General features: G+C 71.6%; 21 protein-coding genes. 7 read left to right on the forward strand and 14 right to left on the reverse strand.

Going from position 1 to position 23,701, the window contains the following annotated elements; translation table 11 throughout:
• Nucleotides 1–195: 195 nt before the first annotated feature.
• From V8J39_RS06185 to V8J39_RS06240, 12 genes are all read right to left on the reverse strand, one after another.
• A complete protein-coding gene (locus V8J39_RS06185; RefSeq protein ID WP_336459964.1) occupies nucleotides 196–1,560 on the reverse strand; it encodes a methyl-accepting chemotaxis protein in 1,365 nt (454 codons plus the stop codon).
• Between the two features lie 81 nt (nucleotides 1,561–1,641).
• A complete protein-coding gene (locus tag V8J39_RS06190; RefSeq protein WP_336459965.1) occupies nucleotides 1,642–2,514 on the reverse strand; it encodes an ATPase in 873 nt (290 codons plus the stop codon).
• Between the two features lie 39 nt (nucleotides 2,515–2,553).
• A complete protein-coding gene (locus tag V8J39_RS06195) occupies nucleotides 2,554–3,486 on the reverse strand; it encodes a DMT family transporter (RefSeq protein WP_336459966.1) in 933 nt (310 codons plus the stop codon).
• Between the two features lie 28 nt (nucleotides 3,487–3,514).
• The gene (locus V8J39_RS06200) at nucleotides 3,515–4,441 is read right to left on the reverse strand and encodes a DMT family transporter (protein ID WP_336459967.1); all 927 of its coding nucleotides are present in this window, start codon (nucleotides 4,439–4,441) and stop codon (nucleotides 3,515–3,517) included.
• Nucleotides 4,442–4,837: 396 nt separating this feature from the next.
• The gene (locus V8J39_RS06205; protein WP_336460214.1) at nucleotides 4,838–5,914 is read right to left on the reverse strand and encodes an ABC transporter ATP-binding protein; all 1,077 of its coding nucleotides are present in this window, start codon (nucleotides 5,912–5,914) and stop codon (nucleotides 4,838–4,840) included.
• Nucleotides 5,915–5,940: 26 nt separating this feature from the next.
• Nucleotides 5,941–6,753, reverse strand: coding sequence for an ABC transporter permease (locus tag V8J39_RS06210; RefSeq protein ID WP_336459968.1), 813 nt, complete (start codon nucleotides 6,751–6,753; stop codon nucleotides 5,941–5,943).
• A gap of 13 nt (nucleotides 6,754–6,766) precedes the next feature.
• Nucleotides 6,767–7,663 (reverse strand): ABC transporter permease, encoded by an 897-nt coding sequence (locus V8J39_RS06215; RefSeq protein ID WP_336459969.1) that lies wholly within the window; start codon nucleotides 7,661–7,663, stop codon nucleotides 6,767–6,769.
• 216 nt (nucleotides 7,664–7,879) lie between these two features.
• Complete coding sequence (locus tag V8J39_RS06220; protein ID WP_336459970.1) at nucleotides 7,880–8,665, reverse strand: iron ABC transporter ATP-binding protein; 786 nt, start codon at nucleotides 8,663–8,665, stop codon at nucleotides 7,880–7,882.
• On the reverse strand, nucleotides 8,662–9,645 hold the full coding sequence (locus V8J39_RS06225) for an iron chelate uptake ABC transporter family permease subunit (protein WP_442902564.1): 984 nt from the start codon (nucleotides 9,643–9,645) through the stop codon (nucleotides 8,662–8,664). Before V8J39_RS06225 ends, V8J39_RS06220 begins: the two co-directional genes overlap by 4 nt.
• Nucleotides 9,646–9,649: 4 nt before the next feature.
• Nucleotides 9,650–10,618 carry an ABC transporter permease gene (locus V8J39_RS06230; RefSeq protein ID WP_336459972.1) on the reverse strand — a complete coding sequence of 323 codons (969 nt, stop codon included), beginning with the start codon at nucleotides 10,616–10,618 and terminating at the stop codon, nucleotides 9,650–9,652.
• Between the two features lie 7 nt (nucleotides 10,619–10,625).
• On the reverse strand, nucleotides 10,626–11,525 hold the full coding sequence (locus V8J39_RS06235) for a siderophore ABC transporter substrate-binding protein (RefSeq protein WP_336459973.1): 900 nt from the start codon (nucleotides 11,523–11,525) through the stop codon (nucleotides 10,626–10,628).
• A gap of 208 nt (nucleotides 11,526–11,733) precedes the next feature.
• The gene (locus V8J39_RS06240) at nucleotides 11,734–12,531 is read right to left on the reverse strand and encodes a gamma-glutamyl-gamma-aminobutyrate hydrolase family protein (RefSeq protein ID WP_336459974.1); all 798 of its coding nucleotides are present in this window, start codon (nucleotides 12,529–12,531) and stop codon (nucleotides 11,734–11,736) included.
• A gap of 218 nt (nucleotides 12,532–12,749) precedes the next feature.
• Between V8J39_RS06240 and pepN the strand changes: the two genes are divergently transcribed.
• From pepN to V8J39_RS06255, 3 genes are all read left to right on the forward strand, one after another.
• Complete coding sequence (pepN, locus tag V8J39_RS06245; RefSeq protein WP_336459975.1) at nucleotides 12,750–15,350, forward strand: aminopeptidase N; 2,601 nt, start codon at nucleotides 12,750–12,752, stop codon at nucleotides 15,348–15,350.
• Nucleotides 15,351–15,477: 127 nt separating this feature from the next.
• Complete coding sequence (locus tag V8J39_RS06250; RefSeq protein ID WP_336459976.1) at nucleotides 15,478–16,362, forward strand: lysophospholipid acyltransferase family protein; 885 nt, start codon at nucleotides 15,478–15,480, stop codon at nucleotides 16,360–16,362.
• 313 nt (nucleotides 16,363–16,675) lie between these two features.
• Nucleotides 16,676–17,239, forward strand: coding sequence for a manganese efflux pump MntP (locus V8J39_RS06255; RefSeq protein ID WP_336459977.1), 564 nt, complete (start codon nucleotides 16,676–16,678; stop codon nucleotides 17,237–17,239).
• Between the two features lie 113 nt (nucleotides 17,240–17,352).
• Here the strand turns inward: V8J39_RS06255 and V8J39_RS06260 are convergent, their stop codons facing one another.
• The gene (locus tag V8J39_RS06260; protein ID WP_336459978.1) at nucleotides 17,353–17,973 is read right to left on the reverse strand and encodes a transglycosylase SLT domain-containing protein; all 621 of its coding nucleotides are present in this window, start codon (nucleotides 17,971–17,973) and stop codon (nucleotides 17,353–17,355) included.
• A gap of 280 nt (nucleotides 17,974–18,253) precedes the next feature.
• Here V8J39_RS06260 and gatB point away from each other — a divergent pair, with 280 nt between their 5' ends.
• From gatB to V8J39_RS06275, 3 genes are all read left to right on the forward strand, one after another.
• Nucleotides 18,254–19,765, forward strand: a complete 1,512-nt coding sequence (gene gatB, locus V8J39_RS06265; RefSeq protein WP_336459979.1) for an Asp-tRNA(Asn)/Glu-tRNA(Gln) amidotransferase subunit GatB — start codon at nucleotides 18,254–18,256, stop codon at nucleotides 19,763–19,765.
• A gap of 240 nt (nucleotides 19,766–20,005) precedes the next feature.
• Entirely contained in the window at nucleotides 20,006–20,617 is a 612-nt protein-coding gene (locus V8J39_RS06270) for a DUF4177 domain-containing protein (protein WP_336459980.1), read from the forward strand.
• Between the two features lie 196 nt (nucleotides 20,618–20,813).
• Entirely contained in the window at nucleotides 20,814–21,455 is a 642-nt protein-coding gene (locus tag V8J39_RS06275) for a J domain-containing protein (protein WP_336459981.1), read from the forward strand.
• Nucleotides 21,456–21,615: 160 nt separating this feature from the next.
• Here the strand turns inward: V8J39_RS06275 and V8J39_RS06280 are convergent, their stop codons facing one another.
• Nucleotides 21,616–22,389, reverse strand: a complete 774-nt coding sequence (locus V8J39_RS06280; protein ID WP_336459982.1) for an SDR family NAD(P)-dependent oxidoreductase — start codon at nucleotides 22,387–22,389, stop codon at nucleotides 21,616–21,618.
• 292 nt (nucleotides 22,390–22,681) lie between these two features.
• On the opposite strand from V8J39_RS06280, the gene cobS reads away from it, so the two are divergent.
• Entirely contained in the window at nucleotides 22,682–23,668 is a 987-nt protein-coding gene (gene cobS, locus V8J39_RS06285) for a cobaltochelatase subunit CobS (protein ID WP_336459983.1), read from the forward strand.
• The last annotated feature ends 33 nt before the right edge of the window (nucleotides 23,669–23,701 follow it).

Consider the following 23,701-nt stretch of genomic DNA (forward strand, 5'->3'; position numbering starts at 1 on the left):
ATATCCCCGCCGGAGGCGGCCTTACCTTGCCGCCCGTGGCGGTCGGCGTCACCGCGCGGCGGTGCCGCCCGGAGGGCGCGGGCGCCGGGCAGGCGGTCGCTCCGGGTGGCGAGGCGCGTCCGGCGCGCAGGCGCTCCGTGAGCGGGTCCCAGGGGGGGCGGCTCTTGAGAGGGCGGGCGCCGGAGGTGGGTCGGGTCAGGCGGCACGATCGGGTGCGGCGCCGGGCGGCGCGGCCGGCGCGGCGGGGCGTTCGGCGAGCAGCGCGTCGAGCAGGCGCAGCACCTCGGTCGAGGCGGCGCCGACCTCGTCCATCGCCGCCATCGCGTCCTTGCGCCGCCCCTCGTTGAAGGCGGCAGCGGCGCGGATGCCGGCACGGTGGACGGCGGCATGCGGCGCCTGGAGCGCGCGGAAGCTGGCCGAGGCGCGAAACGGCTGCGCGTCGGGGCCGTAGTACCACTTGCCCAGCCGGCAGCAGCGGTGGTCGGACAGCTCGTCCGCCTTCAGCTCGACCCGGCCGAAGAACATGTCGGCCAGCCGCTTCTTCCAGACCACGTGGTCGGCCTTGGCCAGCCGGGCCACCCGGTCGGGCACGTCGAACTCGGCTACCCGGGACATCTCGGTCCCGGCGAGCGTCACCAGCCGCACGATCGCGGCATCGCTCGACTGCATCGTGGCGACATTGTCCTCGGCCATGCGGCTGGCGCGGCCGGCATCGCGGGCCAGCCCCTCGGCCGCCCGGGCCTGGTCCGAGACTGCGGCGGCGATCCCGGCCAGCCGGTCGTCAAGGTCGTCCGTGCGCGACAGGAACGCCCCGAGCGAGCCGCCGAGGCCCGACAGGCAGCCCTGGGCGTTGCGCGCCGAGGTCTCGGCGGTGCCGATGGTCGCGGCCATCGACGCGACCTCGCCGTTCAGGCTGTCCATCATCTGCCGGATCGCCTCGGTCGCGGCCTTGGTCTGGACCGACAGCGCGCGCACCTCTTGCGCCACGACCGAGAAGCCGCGCCCCGCCTCGCCCGCGCGCGCGGCCTCGACGCTGGCGTTCAGCGCCAGCAGGTTGGTCTGCATCGCGATCGAGTTGATCCGGGCGATCGCCGAGGCGATGTCCTCGGAGGCGCGGGCGAGCCGTTCCGAGGCGGCGCGCACGTCCTGCATCCGTTCCATCGCCTCGCCGGTCGCCGCGACCGCCTGGCCCATCTGGCCGCGGGCGGCGCCGGCGGTGTCGCGCATCGACCGCGACAGCGCCCGGCAGTCGCCCGCCGTCGCGTCGATCGACTGCACCGATCCCGACACCGCCATGCAGGCCTCGGCCACGCCCTGGGACGAGCGGCTGATGTCCTGGCTCGAGAGCATCAGCGACCCGCAGGCGACCGCAAGCTCGTTGGACTGCATCGTCAGCTCGATCGCGCGGTTCAGCCGCCCCAGCCGCTCGTCGCGCCGCTCGGCCACGAGCCGGCGCAGCGCCACCGCGGCGCGGTCACCGCCCGCGGGCGCCACCGCCGCCGCGCCCTGTGCCAGCGCATCGAGGCAATCGAGCGCCTCGGCCGAGATCTCGTGCATCATCCGCGCATCCCCGTTGCCATGGATGCGGCCAGACTAGGCCGGCGCGGTTAACGAAGTCGGAAGTGCCGCCCCGGGGCGGCCTCAGCCGCGGGCCGGGCGGCGGTCGAGCGCGAGGGCCACGAGATCGGTGAAATCGGCCGCGTCGCGCAGCTGCGCGACCTCTTCGGCGGTGACCTTCACGCCCCAGTTCTCGGCCATCGCGGCATAGCGCGGCTGGCGGTGCTCCAGCGCCCGGGCATAGGTCCAGCGCACGAAGGCGTCGGGATCGACCGAGCCTTCGGACAGGCCGGTCTCGTCGAGATAGGCCGCCCAGGCGGCGGTCAGGAAGCCGGGCTGGTAGTACATCGGCTTCGGCGCGCGGTCGAAGCGGCGCACCAGCTCGCCGGTATGGGCCTGCGACCCCTCGATCCAGACCATCAGCGTGCGCGCCGACAGCGCGGTCAGCACCTCGTCCGCCGGGTCCCAGGGATCGACGACCTCACAGATCGAGCCGCCCGAGTCGCACACGAAGTTCGGATAGCCGTAGATCGCCTGCGCCCGGTCGATGAAATGGCCGGTGTCGAGCAGCGCCGCGATCTCGGCCCGGCGGTGCTGGTCCTGGCGCAGCCGGTACTCGGCCAGGCTGAGGCCGCCCTTCGCCGGGTCGCCGGGCTTGCCGAGATAGGTCGAGAGCGGCGCGAGGTTGTCGAAGGTGATGTTCGAGGCGATGTAGACCGAGTCGGTCATCAGAAGCTCGCGCAGCAGCGGCACCTTCATCGCCTCGCGCTTGAAGTTGTCGGCGATCAGCTCGCCCATGTAGCGGGTGCCGATGCGGTAGTCGATCGAGTAGTGGAACCACCCGCCCGCGGCGCGCAGCGCGTTCGACACATGGGTCTTGCCCAGGCCCGACATCCCGAACAGCAGCACCCGGCGATGGTCCGCGGCCTCCCAGTCCCGGCGGCTGTCGTAGATCATGCGTCGCGTCCCCTGCCGGCGTCGTCCTTCCCGCGTCTCCTAGCGGGCCGGGCGCACCGCGTCACGGGGTTTATCGCGCCCCCGCCCCGCGACCAGCCGGCCGTCGATCACCGCAAGCCCCGCCGCGATCAGGCAAAACCCGGCCCAGGCCCGCAGCGGCAGCGTCTCGCCGAACATCAGCGCGCCCATCAGGATCGCCACCGGCGCGACCAGCAGCGTCACGAGGCTGGTGTTGCCCGCCCCCGCCAGCGCGATCAGCCGGAAATAGAGCAGATAGGCCAGCCCCGTCGCCGTGGTCGAGAGATAGGCGATCGCCGCCCAGTCCCGCGGCGCGGCCGCGCCCAGATCGACGCCGCTGGCCAGCGCGAAGGGCGCGACCACCAGCGTGGCGCCGCTCAGCATCCCGGCCGCGGCCACCTCGGGCGCGCAGCCGGTGGCGCCGATGCGCGCGACGACGCCGGCGAAGGCATAGCTCAGCGCCGCGCCCAGCACCGCGAGCTGCCCGACCGAGGCCGGATCGAGCGCGGCGAGCCGGTGCAGCCCGATCACCGTCGCGACCCCGGCGAAGCCGAGGCCGACGCCCGCGGCCTTGCGCAGCCCCAGCCGCTCGTCGCGGAAGGCGATGGCGGCGACGGCCACGCCGAGGATCGCGGTCGAGGCGTTGAGGATCGCGGCCAGCCCGCTGTCGATCCGGGTCTGGCCCCAGACGATCAGCGCGAAGGGCACCGCGGTGTTCATCGCGCCCATCACCACGAACATCGCCCAAGCCTGCCAGCGGCGCGGCACCGGCAGGCCGCGCGCGACCACGACCGACCACATCACCAGCGCCCCCAGCCCGACCCGCAGCGCCACGGTGGGCGCGACGCCGAAGGCCGCGACCGCGATGCGGTTGCCGGGGAACGAGCCGCCCCAGATCAGGGCGAGGGCCAGGATCTGGATCCAGGCGGCGGGGGGGATGGGGCGTTCGGACATGGTGCCTTGTCTTTCGCAGCGGCCGCGCTCAGGCGCGACCCGGAAGCTGCGCATCCGGCGGCGCCGCCGCCCGGCGGCGGCGGCCGTCGACCAGCAGGTTCACCCAGTTGGCCGCGAAGATCACCGCGCCGCCCAGGATCACCATCGGGTCGAAGGGCTCGGCATAGAACAGCGCGCCGACCACGGCGATCAGCGGCAGGCGCAGGAAGTCCATCGGCGTCACCACCGAGGCGGGCGCGAGCGACAGCGCCGTGGTCAGCGACAAATGCGCGACCAGGCCGAAGATCGACACCAGCGGCAGCATCAGCCAGTCGCGCGGCGCCGGCCAGACCGGGTGGCCGGCCGCGACCACCAGCGCCAGCGCCATCACCGCCTGCAGCACCGACATCCAGAACAGGACCGAGATCACCGTGACCTGCCGCGTCAGCCGCTTGGTGGCGATGGCCGAACCCGCGAAGCCTAGCGCCGCGCCCAGCGCCCACAGGATCCCGGGCGAGATCCCGGCGCCGCCGAAGGGCCGCGCGACCAGCAGGATGCCGCAAAAGCCCAGCATCGCCGTGCCAAGCTTGACCGCCCCCAGCCGCTCGCCCAGCACCAGCGGCGCCAGCAGCGCGACGATGATCGGATAGGAGAATTCCACCGCGAACAGCTGCGCCAGCGGGATCAGGCCCAGCGCCTTCAGCCAGGCGCCCTGCCCCGCAAGGTGCACGCCGTTGCGCAGCACCTGCAGCCCCGGCGCGCGCAGGCGCAGCTCGTTCCCGCGCCCCAGCGCGACGGCGACGCCGCCGACGATCAGGATGCCCACGACCGAGCGCCAGAACAGGATGCCGAAGGTCGTCATCCCCTCGCTCACGCCGCGCGCCGACATCGCCATCGCCGAGAAGCCGAAGATCGCCCCGGCCATCCAGAGCGCGGCGAGATAGGGCCTCTCGCGGGACAGGGTCTGGGTCGTCACGGGGAACCTCCGGGGTCGCCGCGCGCGCCAAGCGCGCCCATGGGGGCGACAGTCCCGGCCATATCGCCCCCGCGCCGCCCCGGCAAGCGCAATGGCGACATTCCGTCGCGGCCCGGCCGCGCGCGGGGGGCAAGGCCGCGTCCGCATCCCCCCGAACCGCCCGCCCCCGGACAGATGGCCCGGCGCCCCGGCCACCGCGCAGGCTCCGGGGCGGGCCGCCGGTCCGGCCGGATCTGGCCAGCCGTCCGGTCCCGGGTCAGCTCCCCGGCCTGTCCAGTGGTCTGGCCCCGCGTCTGGGCTCCGCGTCTGGCAACCAGGCGGTCCCGGCGTCGGTGGCGGCGGGCGCGGGACCGGGCGCGGGATCGGGTCAGGCCGCCGGCCGGGCGCGGGCGGCGGTCAGCGGAACAGCACCAGCGCCGTCGGGCTCCAGGCGACGCGGGTGCGGGTGCCGATGTCCAGCACCGGCCGCCCCGGCGTGTTGCGCATCGAGATCCGCACCGGCTTGTCGACCCCGTCGAGGCGGACGTCGTAATAGGTCATGTCGCCGTAATAGACGACCTCCTCGACGCTGCCCGGGGTCTCGCGCTCGGGCGCGGCCTGACCGTCGTAAAGGATCGTCAGCGTCTCGGGGCGGAAGCCCACGGTCGCGGGCTCTCCGGTGACGGCGCCCGGGGCCTGGTCGGCGGCGATCTCGGTGCGGCCAAGGCCCTGCACATCGACGGCGATCCGGCCCGCGGCCTCGGTCACGACCTCGGCGGGCAGGAAGTTCATCACGCCGATGAAATTCGCCACGTCCTTGGTCGCCGGCCGGCGATAGAGCGTCTCGGGATCGGCGAGCTGGGCGATGCGGCCCTCGAACATCACCGCGATCCGGTCCGACATCACCAGCGCCTCCTCCTGGTCGTGGGTGACCAGGATGAAGGTGATGCCGACCTGGCGCTGCAGCTTGATCAGCTCGACCTGCATGTGCTCGCGCATCTTCTTGTCGAGCGCCGACAGCGGCTCGTCGAGAAGCAGCACCTTGGGCTTGAGGATCAGCGCGCGGGCCAGCGCCACCCGCTGGCGCTGCCCGCCCGACAGCGCATGCGCCGCCCGGTCGCCGTAGCCCTTCAGGCCGACCATCGCCAGCGCCTCCTCGACCCGGGCGGCCTTCTCGGCCTTCGAGCCGGGGTCGCGGCGCAGCCCGAAGGCCACGTTCTGCGCCACCGACATGTGCGGGAAGATGGCGTAGGACTGGAACACCATGTTGGTCGGGCGCTTGTTCGCCGGGATCTCGGTCGCGTCGCGCCCGTCGATCAGCACCGCCCCCGAGGAGATGTCCTCGAACCCGGCGATGGTGCGCAGCAGCGTGGTCTTGCCGCAGCCCGACGGCCCCAGCAGCGAGAAGAACTCGCCCGCCCGGATCGTCGCGCTGATGCCGCGCAGGGCGTGGTACTCGCCGTAATACTTGTTCACGTCCCGGAACTCGATCATCGTCGGACGGGTGGGTGCGGGCGTGATCACAGGAAGCCTCCGGTATCCTTGCCGCCGGTCTTCGCGATGCCGCGGCGGCGGTAATATTCGGCCAGTGTCAGAAGGATGATCGAGAACGCCACCAGAAGCGTGCCGAGCGCCATGATGACGGGGATGTTCTTGGGGAAACGCAGCATCGAATAGATGTAGACCGGCAGCGTCACCTGGTTGCCGGCGAGGAAGAAGGCGATGATGAACTCGTCGAGCGAGATGGTGAACGAGATCAGCAGCGCCGAGACGATGCCGGGCGTGACCAGCGGCAGGATCACCAGCCGGAAGGTCGACCACTTGCCCTCGCCCAGGTCATAGGCCGCCTCTTCCAGCGAGCGGTCGAGGCTGTTGAAGCTGGCGGTCAGGATCGCGATGGCGAAGGGGGTGCAGACCAGCGTGTGGCCCATGATCACCGTGCCGAGGTTGAGCGTGAAGCCCACCCCCAGCAGCACCATCAGCAGCGAGAGCGAGATCAGGATGTCGGGCAGCACCAGGGGCAGCATGATCAGCCCCATGATCGGGCCCTTGCCGCGGAAGTCGTAGCGGGTCGAGGCGCGGGCGGCGAAGATGCCCAGCACCGTGGCCGCCACCGCCGAGGTCACCGCCACGATCAGCGAATTGGTCAGCGCCGTGCGCAGCGTGGTGTCGGCGGCCATCGCCTCGAACCACTTGGTGGTGAAGCCGCGCAGCGGGAACGAGATGATCGTCGCGTCGTTGAACGCGAAGAGCGGCAGCAGGACGATCGGGGCATAGAGAAACACGAGGTAGAGGATCGCGTAGGTCTTCAGCCCGAAGCCGTTGGATTTCATCGCATGGCCCCCCTCAGCGCGCGTTCTTCTTCAGGAACCGGCGGTTGGCCAGCACGAAGGCGAGGCTCAGAAGCCCCACCGCCGCCATCGCGACGACCGCGAGCGCCGCGCCGAGCGGCCGGTTGTCGAGCCCCAGCATCCGGTTCTGGATCAGGTTCGCGATCATCGGGATCTTGCCGCCGCCGATCACCTCGGGGGTGACGTAGTCGCCCACGGTCGGGATCAGCACGATCAGCACCGCCGCCACCACCCCCGGCATCGCCAGCGGCAGCGTGACGCGCCAGAAGGTCATCAGCCGGCTTTCGCCCAGGTCCTGCCCCGCCTCGAGCAGCGAGCGGTCGATCTTTTCCAGCGCGACGAAGATCGGCAGGATCGCGAAGGGCGCATAGGCATGGGCCAGCGTGATGACGATGGAATTGACGTTGTAGAGCAGGAAGGACAGCGGATCGTCGATCAGGCCCAGCGTCTTCAGCCCGGAATTCACCACGCCGTTGTAGCCCAGGATCACCTTCCACAGGAACACCCGGATCAGGTAGCTGGTCCAGAACGGGATGGTGATCAGGAACAGCCACAGCGACTTGCGGTTGGGCGCGACGTGGAAGCTGACGTAATAGGCCACCGGGAAGGCCAGCAGCACCGTCACCGCCGTCACCAGCACCGAGACATAGAGCGAGCGTTCGAGGATCGCGGTATACAGCCGCTCGGCGAAGATCGCGCGGTAGTTCTCGAGCGTGAAGACCCACTCGACCGAGGCCGGGACGCTGCTGTCGGTGAGGAAGGAATAGATCACCATCAGCCCGAGCGGCGCCGCCAGCAGCGCCAGCCCCACGATCAGCGTCGGCGAGATCAGCGCGAGCCCCGCGGCATCCTCGCTGCGCCGGAAGCGCTCCCACCATCCCCGCTCGTGCATGCCGGCGCTCCTTGCTGACGTCCGCCCAATCTGCACGCGCGGGCTTGGCGGGATCAAGGGGCCAAGTGCCTTCCGCGGCGCGAGGTTTTCGGGCGCAGGAGGCAGGCGCCGGTTTCTTGGGCAGGCGGCGGCAGGGAAAGCGAGGGGGCGCCGCCCCCTCTTGGCCTGCGGCCAATTCACCCCCGGGATATTTGGACCAAGGCGAAAGCGGGCGGGTCAGAGGTGGTGAAGGACCATCGGGCGGCCGTTGATCACCGCCACCTCCAGTTCCATGTCGTAGAGCGGCCCGAGGATGGCGGGGGTCAGCACCTCGGCAGGCGGGCCCTCGGCGGCGACGCGGCCGTCCTTCATCGCGATCACGTGGTCGGCCCAGGCGGCGGCATAGTTCACCTCGTGCACCACGACGACGATGCTCTTGCCCTCGTCGCGCAGGCGCCCCAGTTCGCGCATCAGCGACCGGGCATGGGACATGTCGAGGTTGTTCAGCGGCTCGTCGAGCAGGATCCAGGGCGTCGACTGCGCGAAGGTCATCGCGAGGAAGGCGCGCTGGCGCTGGCCGCCCGACAGCTCGTCGAGGAAGCGGTGCGCCATCGGCGCGAGGCCGAAGCGCTCGATCGCGGCGGTGACGACCAGGTCGTCGTCGATCCGCGGCCGGCCGCGGTGGTGCGGCCAGCGGCCGAAGGCCACCAGCTCTGCCACCGTCAGCCGGCTGGCGAGCGGCGTGTCCTGGCCCAGGATCGCGACATGGCGCGCAAGCTCCGTCGTGTCGGTGTGCGTCACGTCGCGGCCGTCGATCTCGATCCGGCCGCGGTCGCAGGGCACCAGCCGGCCGACGAGGCGCAGCAGCGTCGACTTGCCCGCGCCGTTCGGCCCGATCAGCGCCGTGACCTTGCCCGCCGGGATCGCGAGGTCGATGTCGTGCAGGATCTGCGCCGTCCCGATCCGGTGGCACAGCCCCGCGATCGCGATCCCGCGCGCGGTGTCGGTTGCGGTCCGCGTCATCTGACCTTGCCCTTCAGCAGCAGGCCGAGGAACACGAGCCCCCCGGCGAATTCGATCACCACGCTCAGCGTGCCGGCCATGCCCAGCACCCGCTCGAACAGGAACTGCCCGCCCACGACCAGCACCCCGCCCGCGAGCGCGGCCCCCGGGATCAGCCGCGCGTGCCGGGCCGAGCCCGCGAGCCAGCGCCCGAGCCCCGCGGTGATCAGCCCCAGGAAGGCCACCGGCCCCACCAGCGCCGTCGAGACCGCGACCAGCACCGCCGTCAGCGACAGCGCCGCCACCATCAGCCGGTCGTGCAGCAGCCCCAGCGACACCGCCGGATCGCGCCCCAGCGCCAGCACGTCGAGCCGCCCGGCCAGCCGTTGCGCCGCCGCCATCGCCGCGATCGCCACCGGCGCGGCCCAGGCCAGCACCACCGGGTCGATGCGGCTGAAGCTTGCGAAGCTCGCGGCCTGGACCATCGCGAAGTCGTTGGGGTCCATCGCCCGCTGCACCAGCCCCCCGAGCGAGCGGAAGAGCACGCCGAGGATCACCCCGGTCAGGATCATCCGCGCGACATCGCCGCCCCCCGCCCGCGTCAGCAGCGTGCCGAACAGCGCCAGCGCCGCCGCGGTCATCACCACCGTCTCGGCCAGGAACTTCGGCCCCGCCGGCAGGCTGGCATAGCCCACCACACCCAGCGAGGCGATCAGCAGCACCTGCCCCAGCATGTAGAGCGCGTCGAACCCCATGATCTGCGGGGTCAGGATCCGGTTGCGGCTGACGGTCTGGAACAGCACCGTCGCGACCGAGACCGAGGCGCCGACGATCAGCATCCCCGCCAGCTTCTCGGCCCGGAGCTGCAGGATGAAGGCCCAGCCGCGCCCGAGGCCCAGCACCAGCCAGAGCGCGCAGACCACGACCAGCGCGGCCGCCGCCAGCCACAGCCCGGCCGGGCGCCCGGCCGGGGCGCGGCGGCGGTCGGCCCGGGCGGGCATCGCCTCAGCCAGCGCGTCGGACATGACCCGGCCTCCGCCACAGCAGCCACAGGAAGATGCCGGCGCCCAGCACGCCCAGCACCGACCCGACGGGCAGTTCGTAGGGATAGCGCACGAGCCGGCCCAGCAGGTCGCAGGCCAGCACCAGCGCGGCCCCGCCCAGCGCCGTCGCGGGCAGCGAGCGGCGCAGGTTGTCGCCCATCAGGCGCTGGGTGATGTTGGGCACGACGAGGCCGACGAAGGGCACCATCCCCACCGTCGCCACCACCATCGCCGTCACCACCGCCACGACGACAAGGCCCAGCCGCATCACCGCCTCGGGCTTCAGCCCCAGGCTGGTGGCGCGGTCCTCGCCGAGGCCCAGGATCGCGAAGCGGTCCGCCGCGAGAAACGCCAGCACCGCCGCCGCCCCCGCCACCCACAGAAGTTCGTAGCGCCCCGCGATCACGCCCGAGAACTCGCCGCTCATCAGCCAGACCGAGACGAACTGCAGCAGGTCCGTCTCCCAGCCGACGAAGGTCACGACCGCCTGCAGGATGCCCGCGAGGATCATCCCGACCAGCGGCACCAGCAGCACCTCGCGCGGCGGCAGCCGCCGCACGAGGCGCAGGAACAGCCAGGTCGAGGCCAGCGCCGCCGCCGAGGCCGCCAGCATCTGCATCCAGATCGGCGCGCCGGGGGCGCCGGCATTCACCGCCAGCAGGCCCAGCGCCGCGCCCTCGGCCGTCCCGGTCGTGCCGGGCTCGACGAAGCGGTTGCGCACCAGCTGCTGCATCACCACCCCCGCCACCGACAGCGCGGCGCCGGTCAGGATCACGGCCAGCGTGCGCGGCCAGCGCGACTGCGTCAGCACCAGCCAGCCCTCGGCCCCGCCCAGCGCCCCGGTCCCCAGCCCCGCCGCGCCGACGAGCAGGCTCGCCAGCGCCAGCGGGATCAGCGCGAGGCCGAAGAGATAGGCCGGGTTGCGGGGCATCGGGCGGTCAGGCGCCCTTGCCGAAGGCCGCGAGCATCTCGTCGAGCGTGCCCATCATCTGCCGGTAGCCGCCGCCGGCGATATAGAGCGGGCCCGGCGTCAGGTACACCACCTGCCCCGCCTTCGCGGCCTTGGTGCCCTTGATCAGCGCGTTGTCCAGCGTCGCCTGCGCGGTGCCGTCCTCGGCCTCGCGGCCGATCGCGACGGCCCGGTCGATGACCAGCAGCCAGTCGGGGTCGGTCTCGGCGATGAATTCCATCGAGATCGCGTCGCCATGGCCCGCGACCTCCAGCCCCGGATGCGCCTCGGTCAGGCCCAGCGTCTGGTTCAGCCAGCCAAAGCGCGACCCCGCGCCATAGGCCGACAGCTTCGGCCCGTTCGCCATCACGACGAGCGCCGAGCCCCGGCCCGCGGCCGCGGCCTCGACCTCGGCCAGCCTCGCGTCATAGGCATCGACCAGCTCGGCCGCGCGGTCCTCTTTGCCGAACAGCTCGCCATAGCTGCGGATCCGCGCCTCGGTGGCGGCGGCGACATCGGCGGGCATGGTCATGTCCACCACCGGCGCGATGCGCGACAGCGCGTCGAACTGCTCGGCCGAGCGGCCGCCGATGATGATCAGGTCGGGCTCGAGCGCGGCGACCGCCTCCAGGTTCGCCTCGAACAGCGTGCCCACCGCCTCGGCCTCGCCCGGCTGCAGGTAGGGGACGTAAAGCTTGTCGGGCACGCCCACCGGCTGCACGCCCAGCGCCTCGATCGTGTCGAGCGCGGCGATGTCGAAGACCACCACCCGCTCGGGCACGGCGTCGATCTCGACCGGGCCGCGCGCGGTCTGAAGGCTCATCGCCTGGGCAAGGCCGGGCAGCGTCAGCAGGGTGGCGAGGATGGTGGACGTCAGAAGGGGGCGCATCGCGGAAGCCTCCGGCGGCTGGGAAAGCGTGTGGCTCTCAATGGCTTCACGCGGGAACATCCCTTGGCCTAGCGCCCCGGGGGACCAAGGTCCAGCCGAAATCCGAACGAAACGCTCGGGAATTCACCCGATGGTGATGACGCCCGCGACCGCAGCCCCGAACGCCCCGCACAGGGCAGTGGCGGGGGCAGTGGCGGGCGCGGTCCGCTCAGGCCGACAGCCGCCGGTCGGCGCTGCGCACCGGGCAGTTGGCCCAGTCGCGGGCGGCGCGACCGAAGGCCTCGAACAGCGGGCGCGAGACCGGGTCGTTGGCGGCATTCCACTCGGGGTGCCACTGCACCGACAGGGTGAAGCCCGGCGCGTCCTTGACATAGATCGCCTCGGGCGTGCCGTCGGGGGCGAGGCCGTCGATGACGATGCGCGCCCCGGCCGCCTTGATCCCCTGCCCGTGCAGCGTGTTGGTCATCACCTCGCGCGCGCCCAGCAGCCGCTGGAACGGCCCGCCCTCGGTGAAGGTCACCTTGTGGCGCAGCGCGAACTTCTCCTCGATCGTGCCGTCGGGGGGCATGCGGTGGTTCATCCGGCCCGGCAGGTCGCGGATCTCGGGGTACAGCGTCCCCCCGAGCGCCACGTTGACCTCCTGAAAGCCGCGGCAGACCCCCAGGAACGGCTGCCCGCGCTCGACGCAGGCGCGGATCAGCGGCAGGGTGATCGCGTCGCGGGCGCGGTCGAAGGTGCCGTGGGCCTCGGTCTCCTCCTCGCCGTATTCCGAGGGGTGGACGTTGGGCCGCCCGCCGGTCAGCAGGAAGCCGTCGCAGGTCGCCAGCAGGTCCTCGACCGTCACCAGCCGCGGGTCCGAGGGGATCAGCAGCGGCAGGCCGCCGGCCACCTGGGCCACGGCCGTCGAGTTCATGATCCCGCCGGTATGGGCCGGATAGCTGTCATTGATGACAGCGGCATTGCTGATGATCCCGATCACGGGCCGTTTGCCGGGGCCACGGGACATCGCCGCCTCCTCATTCGCCAGATGTCGCATGGGCCCAACATATGGGGGCGCGCCCGGCAGAGAAAGGCCCCGGATGCACAGCATGCCGCGCATCTCGGCAGATGCCCGTTTGCGCGGCAGTCCGGTGCCGCAGCGGATGCGGTTGAAGCGGCGCGCGGCCGGACCTACCCTTTGGCGGCCGGTCGCCGCGACCGGCACCGCGCCGAAAAGGACATGCCATGCAAGCCGACACCGCCCCCGCCCACAGCGCCACCCGGCTTGCCGACTACCGGCCGTACCCCTGGAAGATCGAGCAGGTCGCGCTGACCTTCCGGCTGGCGGCGAAGACGACGCGGGTGCTGTCCACGATCCGCTTCGCGCCGAACCCCGGGGTTGCGGCGGGCGACCTCGTGCTGGACGGCGAGCGGCTGGGGATCGTGTCGCTGGCGATCGACGGCGCGGCGCTGGACCCGGCGACGATCGCGGTGACGCCGGCGGGGCTGACGGTGCCCGCCGACCGGCTGCCGGCCGACGGCTTCGTCTGGCAGGCCGAGGTCGAGATCGACCCCGCGGGCAACACCGCGCTGGAGGGGCTCTACATGTCGGGCGGCATGTTCTGCACCCAGTGCGAGGCCGAGGGCTTCCGCAAGATCACCTATTACCCCGACCGCCCCGACGTGATGGCGCCGTTCCGGGTCCGCATCGAAAGCGACCTGCCGGTGCTGCTGTCGAACGGCAACCCGGTCGCGGCGGGCCCGGGCTGGGCCGAGTGGGAAGACCCCTGGCCGAAGCCCGCCTATCTCTTCGCGCTGGTCGCGGGCGACCTGAAGGCGCATCCCGGCGCCTTCACCACCGCCTCGGGGCGCGAGGTCGCGCTCAACATCTGGGTGCGCCCGGCCGATATCGACCGCTGCGCCTGGGCGATGGAATCGCTGATCCGGTCGATGGACTGGGACGAGCGGGTCTATGGCCGCGAATATGACCTCGACGTCTTCAACATCGTCGCGGTCGACGACTTCAACATGGGCGCGATGGAGAACAAGGGGCTGAACATCTTCAACTCGAAGTGGGTCCTCGCCAGCCCCGAGACCGCGACCGACATGGATTTCGAGCGGATCGAGGGGATCATCGCGCACGAGTATTTCCACAACTGGACCGGCAACCGCATCACCTGCCGCGACTGGTTCCAGCTGTGCCTGAAGGAGGGGCTGACGGTCTTCCGCGACCAGCAGTTCACCGCCGACATGCGGTCCGCGCCGGTGAAGCGCATCGACGACGTGATGACGCTGCGCGCGCGCCAGTTCCGCGAGGACATGGGGCCGCTCGCCCATCCGGTCCGGCCCGACAGCTACATCGAGATCAACAACTTCTACACCGCCACCGTCTACGAGAAGGGCGCCGAGGTGATCGGCATGCTCAAGCGGCTGGTCGGCGACGAGGGCTATCGCCGCGCGCTGGACCTGTATTTCGACCGCCACGACGGCGACGCCGCGACGATCGAGGACTGGCTTGCGGTGTTCGAGGAGGCGACGGGCCGCGACCTTGCGCAGTTCAAGCGCTGGTACACCGATGCCGGAACCCCGCGGCTGGGCGTGCAGGAGGCCTATGACGCGGGCACTTACACCCTGACCTTCACCCAGAACACGAAGCCCACGCCGGGCCAGGACGACAAGCCGCCGCGGGTGATCCCGATCGCGCTCGGCCTGCTGAACCCCAATGGCGACGAGGTGCTGCCGACCCGGGTGCTGGAGATGACAGAGGCGACGCAGAGCTTCCGCTTCGACGGGCTTGCGGCGCGCCCCGTCCCCTCGATCCTGCGCGGCTTCTCGGCGCCGGTGGTGCTGGACCGGGCCCCGCCCCCCGGCGAGCGCGCCTTCCTGCTGGCGCATGACACCGACCCGTTCAACCGCTGGGAGGCGGGCCGGGCACTGGCGCGCGAGGTGCTGGTGACCATGATCGCCGAGGGCGCGGCCCCCGCCCCCGACCTGCTGGCGGGGCTCGAGGCGGTGGCGACGGACGCGACGCTCGACCCGGCGTTCCGCGCGCTGTGCCTGCGGCTGCCGGGCGAGGACGACCTGGCGCAGGCGCTGCACGACGCGGGCCGCACGCCCGACCCCGACGCGATCCACGCCGGCCGCGAGCGGCTGGCGCGGGCGCTGGCCGAGCGGCTGTCGCCGCGGCTGGGCGCGATGATCGCGGATCTCGCGGTCGGCGGCGACTTCCGCCCCGATGCCGACCAGGGCGGGCGGCGCGCGCTGCGCATGGCGCTTCTGGCGCTGCTGAGCCGGATCGACGGCGGGGCCGAGGCGGCGCGGATTCACGCGGCGGCGGCGACGATGACCGAAAGCCTCGGCTCGCTCGGCTGCCTGCTCGAGGCCGGGCGCGGCGCGCCCGAGCTTGCCGCCTTCCACGACCGCTGGGCCGGCAACCGGCAGGTGATCGACAAGTGGTTCCTGATCCAGCCGCTGCAGGCCCGGCCCGAGGCCGCGGTCGCGGTGGCCGAGCGGCTGGCCCGGCACGCCGATTTCGACTGGAAGAACCCCAACCGCTTCCGCAGCCTGATCGGCGGGCTGACCGGCAACCACGCGGGCTTCCACGCCGCCGACGGCGCGGGCTATCGGTTCCTTGCCGACTGGCTGATCCGCCTGGACGCGCTGAACCCGCAGACCGCGGCGCGGATGTCGACGGCCTTCGAGACCTGGACGCGCTATGACGCCGACCGCCGCGGCCAGGCCGCCGAGGCGCTGGCGCGGATCGCCGCCGCCCCCGGCCTCAGCCGCGACACCGCCGAGATGGTGGGGCGCATCCGCGCCGCCGGCGCCGATCCCGCAGGCACCTGACAGCCCCGCCGCCAGCCTTGCAAAACGGGTGCGGGATGCCGCCGATCGCGGCTTTCCGGCCGCAACCGACTGGCGGCGGGAACCTGCCTGTCATAATGCTGTTGTCACCTCGTGCTCGGAGTGCGCCATGAAAGACAAGATCGACCCGCTGATCGCAGAGCGCGCGCCCTGGATGTTTTCCGGCCGGCCGCACCACGAGCTTGCGCAGCGCGTGCTGACGTCGCTTCTTGGCTATCCGAAGACGCTCGCCATCGGCCGCAAGGTCGAATACGCGCCGACCGAGGTGATCATGGGCACCGTGGCCGAGGTCATCGCCAAGGACCTGCAGGTCTCGGGGATCGAGAACATTCCCCGCAACGGCCCGGCGCTGATCGTCGCCAACCACCCGACCGGCATCGCCGACGGTATCATGCTGTGGCACATCCTGCAGCCGATCCGGCCCGACCTGTTCATCTATGCCAACAGCGACATCCTGCGGATCCTGCCGCAGATGGAAAGCCTGATCCTGCCCGTCGAGTGGCGCCAGGAGAAGCGCACGCTGGCCAAGACCCGCGAGACGATGTCGCTGACGCGCGAGGCGATCGACAAGGGGCGGCTTGGCGTCATCTTCCCCTCGGGGCGGCTGGCCAAGCGCCGCGGCCTGCGGCTTTACGAACGCGAGTGGATGCCGTCCGCGGCGATGATCGCGCGCAAGTACGACCTGCCGGTGATCCCGCTCAACATCCGGTCGCGCAACTCGATCCTGTTCTACCTCTTCGACCTGATCCACCCGACGCTGCGCGACATCACCCTGTTCCACGAGATGCTGAACAAGGCCCGCCAGCCCTACCGGATCAACATCGGCCGCCCGATCATGCCCGACCGCCTGCCCGAGACCTCGCAGGACGGCATCGAGATGCTCAAGCGCGAGACGCTGGCCCTGGGCGAGCTGAACGGCCCCGGCATCTCGATGGTCGAGGTCAGCCGCAAGCTTCTGGCGCGGCGCGGCCGGCGCGCGGCGATCGGCGGCTGAAGCGGGGCCCGTCCGGCCCCGGCGGTCACTCGCTGACCGTCGGCTGACAAGAAGTTGCGACTGAGACGCAGGTTCACAAGCACCTGCAAAGATTGACAATTATTCCCGGCAATGCCAGATGGGCGGCATCGGGGAGTAGCGTCCGGCCAGGCTGGCCGGGGGCGCGTCAACACCGTCGCGGAGAGCGCTCCGCGTGGCGCGTCCAGCCGGTCCGCAGCTGCGGCCGGCCATGCGAGACCGTGGCGTTTTCGTGCTTCCTCCCGGGCGGGGGGCCGCCATGCGTCTGCCCTCTCGCCCGGACCGGAGAAGTCCCATGTCCCCGATCTCGATCGGCGTTCTTGCCATCGGCATGTCCATCGACGCGCTCATCGCCTCGCTCGGGCGCGGCGCGCAGGCGCGCGGCCGGCCGCGGCTGGGGGCGGCGCTGCGCACCGGCGCGGTCTTCGGCGCGGTCGAGGCGGTGACGCCGGTCGTCGGCTGGGCGCTGGGGGTGGCGGCGGCGGGCTTCGTCACCGCGGTCGACCACTGGATCGCCTTCGGGCTTCTGGCGCTGGTCGGGGGGCGGATGGTGATGGCGGCGATGGGCCCGCGCGAGGCCGAGGCGCCCGCCGCGCAGGGGCTGCTCGCGCTGATGGCGACGGCGCTCGGCACCTCGATCGACGCGGCGGCGGTGGGGGTGTCGCTGGCGTTCCTGGACGTCAACATCTGGATCGTGGCGCTGGCGATCGGGCTGGCGACGATGCTGATGTCGACGACGGGGATGCTGGCCGGCCGGCTTCTGGGCGCGCGCTTCGGCCGCTGGGCCGAGGGGCTGGGCGGGCTGGCGCTGGTCGGCCTCGGGATCGGGATCGTGATCGAGCATCTGACCGCCGCCTGACGCCCCGACCCGGTCCGCGCGCAGTCCCCCGACAGAAAAGACGCCGCGCGGCCTAGGGCCGGCGGCGGTGCTTGGGCGGGCAGCGCGGAAAGGGCCCGCCGTGCGGGCCCGCGTCAGGCGCGGCTGCCCGGCTTGACGCAGTAGCTTTGCTTGGAGGTCCAGGCGGCCATCGCCTTGACCTTGGTCGACGAGCGCATCGGCGCCCAGTCGCGGGCAAGGCCTTCCCAGCCCGGGGCGCCGTTGTCGACGATCGCGTTGTCGCGCGGCACCTGCCGGGCGGCGATCTTCACCGCGCAGCTGAGATTGGCCGCGCCGTCCTTCAGCCCCGAGGTCGAGGTCGCGTCGCAGGAATAGGCCCGCGCGGTCGAGGGCGCGATCTGCAGCAGGCCGATCCAGGCGCCGCCGCCGCCCGAAGCCTTCGGGTTCCAGGTGCTTTCGAACTGCGCCAGCGCCGAGAACAGCCCCGACCAGAACGCCTGCCGCTCCTCGAGCGAGGCCTCCGCGTAGTTCGGGCAGAAGGTCTCGATATCGGCGGGCACCGTGGTGGCCAGCACCGCGCCGTCGCTTGCCAGGGCCGAGATCGCCGCCTGCGTCCACTCCGCCGCCTCGGGCCGGTGATCCCAGCGCATCGCCGGGGGCTCGTCGAAGCCGTCGCCGGTCTGCATGCAGCCCGACAGGGCCGTGGCGGCGACGAGAAGAGCGGGAGCGCTGAGGCAGGCGAGTGTCTGTCGCATCGGGTCCGGAGGCTTGCACCGGATCCGCGCCCGGCGGAGGGTTTCTGGACGGCGGGGGAGATTCTGACAATTCGCGAAAATCCGCCTCGGCGGATCCTCGCCCCTTCGGCGAAATCTCGCCGAAAAGCGAAAACCGCATTCATCGGATGGAAACCCTTTCGTCCATCATGGCGCGCGGGCCACGGTGGGCCCACGGCGGACGGCACCCGGATGGGCCGCGGCAGTTGCCGAGCGCGCGCCTGCGCCGTATGAGGGCGGGAACGACGAAAGCGAGGCCCCGATGCTCGATCTGACCTATACCGCCCCCACCCCGAAGGTGATCTCGGGTGCCAAGGAAGACTGGGAACTGGTGATCGGCCTTGAGGTGCATGCCCAGGTCGCCTCGAACGCGAAGCTGTTCTCGGGCGCCTCGACCGCCTTCGGCGCCGAGCCCAACGCCAACGTGGCCTTCGTCGACGCGGCGATGCCCGGGATGCTGCCGGTGATCAACGAGTTCTGCGTGGCCCAGGCGGTGCGGACGGGCCTCGGGATCAAGGCCGGGATCAACCTGCGCTCGGCCTTCGACCGCAAGAACTACTTCTACCCCGACCTGCCGCAGGGCTATCAGATCAGCCAGCTCTACCACCCGATCGTCGGCGAGGGCGAGGTGATCGTCGAGATGGGCCCGGGCGTCGCGCGGCGCGTGCGCATCGAGCGCATCCACCTGGAGCAGGACGCGGGCAAGTCGATCCACGACATGGACCCGGCGATGAGCTTCGTCGACCTCAACCGCACCGGCGTCGCGCTGATGGAGATCGTCAGCCGCCCCGACATCCGCGGCCCCGAAGAGGCGGCGGCCTATGTCGCCAAGCTGCGCCAGATCATGCGCTATCTCGGCACCTGCGACGGCAACATGCAGAACGGCAACCTGCGCGCCGACGTCAACGTCTCGGTCTGCCGCCCCGGCGACTACGAGAAATTCATCGCGACCGGCGACTTCGGCGTGCTGGGCACGCGCTGCGAGATCAAGAACATGAACTCGCTGCGCTTCATCCAGGCCGCGATCGACTACGAGGCGCGCCGCCAGATCGCCATCGTCGAGGACGGCGGCAAGGTGGTGCAGGAAACCCGCCTCTATGATCCCGACAAGGGCGAGACGCGCTCGATGCGGTCGAAGGAAGAGGCGCATGACTACCGCTACTTCCCCTGCCCCGACCTGCTGCCGCTGGAGATCGAGCAGGCCTGGGTCGACGACATCGCCGCGACCATGCCCGAGCTGCCCGACGCGCGGAAGGCGCGCTACATGGGCGATTTCGGCCTGACCGACTACGATGCGAGCGTCCTGACCGCCGAGAAGGAGAACGCCGCCTTCTTCGAGGCCGTGGCCGAGGGCCGCGACGGCAAGCAGGCCGCGAACTGGGTGATCAACGAGCTGTTCGGCCGCCTGAACAAGGAGGGGCTGTCGATCGAGACCTCGCCGCTGTCGGCGGCGCAGCTGGGCGGCATCCTCGACCTGATGGCGGCGGGCGACCTGTCGGGCAAGATGGCCAAGGACCTGTTCGAGATCCTGTGGACCGAGGGCGGCGACGCGGCCGAGGTCGCGGCGGCGCGCGGCATGAAGCAGGTCACCGACACCGGCGCGATCGAGGGCATGGTCGACGAGATCATCGCCGCGAACCCCGCGCAGGTCGAGAAGGCCAAGCAGAACCCCAAGCTCGCGGGCTGGTTCACCGGCCAGGTGCTGAAGGCCTCGGGCGGCAAGGCCAACCCGGCCGCGGTGCAGGCGATCGTCGCGGCGAAGCTGGGGCTCTAGCCCCGGCCAGCCCGGCCGCGCGCCGTCGCCCCCGGCGCCGTCCCTCTTCCACGGCCCCCCGTTCGCGCCCCCCCCTTTCGCGGCGCAGCCCCGGCACCGGCGGGCCGGCACCGATCGGCCGGGTCCGGGAGGGCGCGTCCGATCACGAAGCTGTCGGCGGCTTTGTCTTGCGCTCGCCCCCCTCGGCGGGCGACAACCTTGCGCGAAGGATCGCGAACCAGCGCGACGGAAAGAGGGCACATGCAGCGATACGAATACAAGGTGGTGCCGGCGCCGGCCCGGGGCGAGAAGGTGCGCGGGCTGAAGACCACGGCCGACCGGTTCGCCCATGTGCTGACAGAGCTGATGAACACCGAGGCCGCGCAGGGCTGGGAATACGTCCGGTCGGACACCCTGCCCTGCGAGGAGCGCACCGGCCTGACCGGGCGCACCACGACCTACCAGAACCTGCTGACCTTCCGCCGCCCGGTGGTTCAGGCCGCAACCCAGACCGCGGCCCAAACCGGCGCGGCCACCGTGCCGCCTGCCGTCGCGGCGCCGGTTGCGGGGCCCGCGCGCGTGCCGGCGCCCGCCAATGACGGCACCGACTCGGGCGAGGCGGTGGCCGGCGGCACCAGCGCCGCGGCCGCGGCCCGCACCCTGGGGCTGGTGAGCGCGCTTAAGGCCCGCGCCCAGACCGCGCGGCCGGTCCAGCCCGCCGCCGCGGGCGGCCAGGGCCAGGCCGCGACCAAGCCCGAAGCCAAGCCCGATGCGAAGCCCGCCGCCGGCGCCGCGCCGGGGCTGGGGACCGCCGCGGGCGGCGAGGGCAGCGCCCGCGCGCCCGCGCTGGGACCGGCCCCCCGCGGCGAGTGACGGCGGCGCGTGACGGGCGCGAGTGAGAGCGCGCGCGCAGGGTGCCGCGGCGGATGCGGCCGGGCCGGCGGCATCCTGCTGCAGCTGCGAAGAAAGTGCAGCTGCGGCGGATCGCCCCCCTTCACCTGCGCGCGAAAAACCCTAAAATCGCGGTCCCGACTCGAACAGGGCTGGCAGTGACAGGGCAGGCAGCGGCATGAGCAAGAACGACCCCTTCGGCTTTGATCTGCGCGTCTCTTCCGACAAGAAGAAGCGCACCAAGGGCCGGCGCGGCATGTCCGGCGCCATCGACACATCGACCCGGGTCTGCGACCACCCGGGCTGCGAGGAACAGGGCCAGTACCGGGCCCCGAAGTCGCCCGACCAGCTCGACGAGTTCTTCTGGTTCTGCAAGGACCACGCCCGCGAGTACAACCTGAAATGGAACTTCTTCCAGGGCTCGACCGAGGACGAGTTCCAGAAGTTCATCGACAAGGACCGGGTCTGGGGCCGCGAGACCAAGCCCTTCGCCAAGATGGGCGAGGAGGACCGCGCCTGGGCGCGGCTCGGCATCGACGACCCGCACCAGATCCTGGGCGAGAACGCGACCCAGAACCCCGGCCGGGGCCCCACCTCGGGCGCGACACGCAAGCTGCCGCCGACCGAGCGCAAGGCGATCGAGATCCTCGACGCCCGCGACAACTGGACCAAGGCCGAGATCCGCAAGCAGTACAAGTCGCTGGTCAAGGACCTGCACCCCGACATGAACGGCGGCGACCGCTCGGACGAGGATCGGCTGCAGGAAGTGGTCTGGGCCTGGGACCAGATCAAGGAAAGCCGCAACTTCCGCGACAGCTGACCGGAGCGGGCAGCGAGCGGGCCGCGAGGTTTGGCGGCGGCGCGACCCGGGGTATCCGGCGCGCCGGCGGCGCGGGCGGACGGGGGCGCTGCCCCCGGGGCCGTGCCGGCCCTCCCCCGGGATATTTCGACAAAGTCGAGGAGCGGGGCGCGGACCGGCTTCAGGCCTGGGCGGGCTGGCCGTTCGATGCGGAGAGGCCGCCGTCGACGGCGAGGTTGACGCCGTTGACGAAGCGCGCGTCCGGCGAGGCGAGGAAGGCCACGACGCCGGCGATGTCCTCGGGCTCGGCCGGGCGGCCGAGGGGGATGCGCTCGACGAATTTCGCAACGAGCTCCGCGTCCTCGAACATGTCCTCGGTCAGGTCGGAGCGGGTGAAGGAGGGGTTGACCGCGTTGACGCGGATGCCCGAGGTCCCGGCATCGAGCGCGAGCGCGCGGGTGAGATTGGTGACCCCGCCCTTGGCCGCGTTGTAGGCGAACATCCCCCAGTCGCCGCCCGTCCCCGAGACCGAGGAGACGTTGACGACATTCCCGCCCGAGGCCCGCAGCGCCTCCCAGGCGGCGCGGGTCACGAGATAGGTGCCGGTGAGATCGGTCTGGATCACCTTCTGCCAGTCCTCGGGCGCGACCTCGTCGATCCGGCCCATCACCGCGATGCCGGCATTGTTGACCAGCACGTCGATGCCGCCGAAGCGGGCGGTCGCGGCCTCGACGATCGCGCGGGCATCCGCCGGCACGCCGATGTCGGCGGCGACGGCGAGGCTGCGCGCGGGGTCGTAGGCGGCGGCGGCGCGGTCGAGCTTGGCGCGGTCGCGCCCGACCAGCACGACATTCGCGCCCTCGTCGGCGAAGCGGCGCGCGATGCCGGCGCCGATGCCCGAGGAGGCGCCGGTGACGATCACGGTGCGGTCGGCGAAGCGGGTCGTCGGGGTCATGCGGGTGTTCCTTCCGTGTAGGCTTGCGTGCGGGCGGCGGGTTGCGCCGCGTCGCGGCATCAACGTGCCGCCCCGCCCGGACGTTCCCCGCACCGGACCGCCGCTTTTGCAGGGCCCCGCCCTTGCACCCCCGCCGCGAATGTTCCATCAATCCCGGGTGCGCCGCCCGGCCCCGGGGCGGCGAAGTCAGCGCCGTGCAGGTCCGGACCCCCGGCCCGGGCGCGGCGCCGGGGCGGCAAACCGCAAGGACCGGCGCCGCATCGGCGGGACGCCGGTCAGAAGGATCTGGACGATGGCTGACGGAACGCTGGACGTGAACGCGAAACCGACCGAGGAGATCTCGGTCCGCGAGGTCTTCGGGATCGACACCGACATGAAGGTGAAGGGCTTCGCCGAGCGCACCGAGCGCGTGCCGGACTTCGACCCGACCTACAAGTTCGACCCCGACACCACGCTCGCCATCCTCGCGGGCTTCGCCTACAACCGCCGGGTCATGATCCAGGGCTATCACGGCACCGGCAAGTCGACCCATATCGAGCAGGTCGCGGCGCGGCTGAACTGGCCCTGCGTGCGCGTCAACCTCGACAGCCACGTCAGCCGGATCGACCTGATCGGCAAGGACGCGATCAAGCTGGTGGACGGCAAGCAGGTGACGGTGTTCCACGAGGGCATCCTGCCCTGGGCGCTGCGCAACCCGACCGCGATCGTCTTCGACGAATACGACGCCGGCCGCGCCGACGTGATGTTCGTGATCCAGCGCGTGCTGGAGGCCGAGGGCAAGCTCACGCTGCTGGACCAGAACGAGGTCATCAGCCCGAACCCGTCGTTCCGGCTGTTCGCCACCGCCAACACCGTGGGCCTCGGCGACACCACCGGGCTTTACCACGGTACCCAGCAGATCAACCAGGGCCAGATGGACCGCTGGTCGCTGGTGGCCACGCTGAACTACCTGTCCCACGATGCCGAGGCGGCGATCGTGCTGGCCAAGAACCCGCATTACAACACCGAGAAGGGCCGCAAGGAGATCAACCAGATGGTCACCGTTGCGGACATGACCCGCACGGCCTTCATGAACGGCGACCTCTCGACCGTGATGTCGCCGCGCACGGTCATCGCCTGGGCGCAGAACGCGCGGATCTTCTCGAACCTCGGCTATGCCTTCCGGCTGACCTTCCTCAACAAGTGCGACGAGCTCGAGCGCCAGACCGTGGCCGAGTTCTACCAGCGCTGCTTCGGCGAGGAACTGCCCGAAAGCGCGGCCTCGCAGAGCATCAAGTGACACGCCGGGGGGCCGCGGCCCCCCGGAGCCCCG

Source organism: Frigidibacter sp. MR17.24 (assembly GCF_037095655.1).
In the GTDB taxonomy this organism is placed as follows: Bacteria; Pseudomonadota; Alphaproteobacteria; order Rhodobacterales; family Rhodobacteraceae; genus Frigidibacter.

Bases quoted from the DNA above. Each gene is read 5' to 3' on its own strand.
- V8J39_RS06210 (WP_336459968.1), bottom strand. From the start codon at position 6,753: ATGAAATCCAACGGCTTCGGGCTGAAGACCTACGCGATCCTCTACCTC.
- V8J39_RS06205 (WP_336460214.1), bottom strand. From the start codon at position 5,914: ATGATCGAGTTCCGGGACGTGAACAAGTATTACGGCGAGTACCACGCC.
- V8J39_RS06215 (WP_336459969.1), bottom strand. From the start codon at position 7,663: ATGCACGAGCGGGGATGGTGGGAGCGCTTCCGGCGCAGCGAGGATGCC.
- V8J39_RS06195 (WP_336459966.1), bottom strand. From the start codon at position 3,486: ATGTCCGAACGCCCCATCCCCCCCGCCGCCTGGATCCAGATCCTGGCC.
- V8J39_RS06185 (WP_336459964.1), bottom strand. From the start codon at position 1,560: ATGATGCACGAGATCTCGGCCGAGGCGCTCGATTGCCTCGATGCGCTG.
- cobS (WP_336459983.1), top strand. From the start codon at position 22,682: ATGGCTGACGGAACGCTGGACGTGAACGCGAAACCGACCGAGGAGATC.
- pepN (WP_336459975.1), top strand. From the start codon at position 12,750: ATGCAAGCCGACACCGCCCCCGCCCACAGCGCCACCCGGCTTGCCGAC.
- V8J39_RS06235 (WP_336459973.1), bottom strand. From the start codon at position 11,525: ATGCGCCCCCTTCTGACGTCCACCATCCTCGCCACCCTGCTGACGCTG.
- V8J39_RS06275 (WP_336459981.1), top strand. From the start codon at position 20,814: ATGAGCAAGAACGACCCCTTCGGCTTTGATCTGCGCGTCTCTTCCGAC.
- gatB (WP_336459979.1), top strand. From the start codon at position 18,254: ATGCTCGATCTGACCTATACCGCCCCCACCCCGAAGGTGATCTCGGGT.
- V8J39_RS06280 (WP_336459982.1), bottom strand. From the start codon at position 22,389: ATGACCCCGACGACCCGCTTCGCCGACCGCACCGTGATCGTCACCGGC.
- V8J39_RS06255 (WP_336459977.1), top strand. From the start codon at position 16,676: ATGTCCCCGATCTCGATCGGCGTTCTTGCCATCGGCATGTCCATCGAC.
- V8J39_RS06190 (WP_336459965.1), bottom strand. From the start codon at position 2,514: ATGATCTACGACAGCCGCCGGGACTGGGAGGCCGCGGACCATCGCCGG.
- V8J39_RS06270 (WP_336459980.1), top strand. From the start codon at position 20,006: ATGCAGCGATACGAATACAAGGTGGTGCCGGCGCCGGCCCGGGGCGAG.
- V8J39_RS06250 (WP_336459976.1), top strand. From the start codon at position 15,478: ATGAAAGACAAGATCGACCCGCTGATCGCAGAGCGCGCGCCCTGGATG.
- V8J39_RS06260 (WP_336459978.1), bottom strand. From the start codon at position 17,973: ATGCGACAGACACTCGCCTGCCTCAGCGCTCCCGCTCTTCTCGTCGCC.
- V8J39_RS06240 (WP_336459974.1), bottom strand. From the start codon at position 12,531: ATGTCCCGTGGCCCCGGCAAACGGCCCGTGATCGGGATCATCAGCAAT.
- V8J39_RS06230 (WP_336459972.1), bottom strand. From the start codon at position 10,618: ATGCCCCGCAACCCGGCCTATCTCTTCGGCCTCGCGCTGATCCCGCTG.
- V8J39_RS06225 (WP_442902564.1), bottom strand. From the start codon at position 9,645: ATGCCCGCCCGGGCCGACCGCCGCCGCGCCCCGGCCGGGCGCCCGGCC.
- V8J39_RS06220 (WP_336459970.1), bottom strand. From the start codon at position 8,665: ATGACGCGGACCGCAACCGACACCGCGCGCGGGATCGCGATCGCGGGG.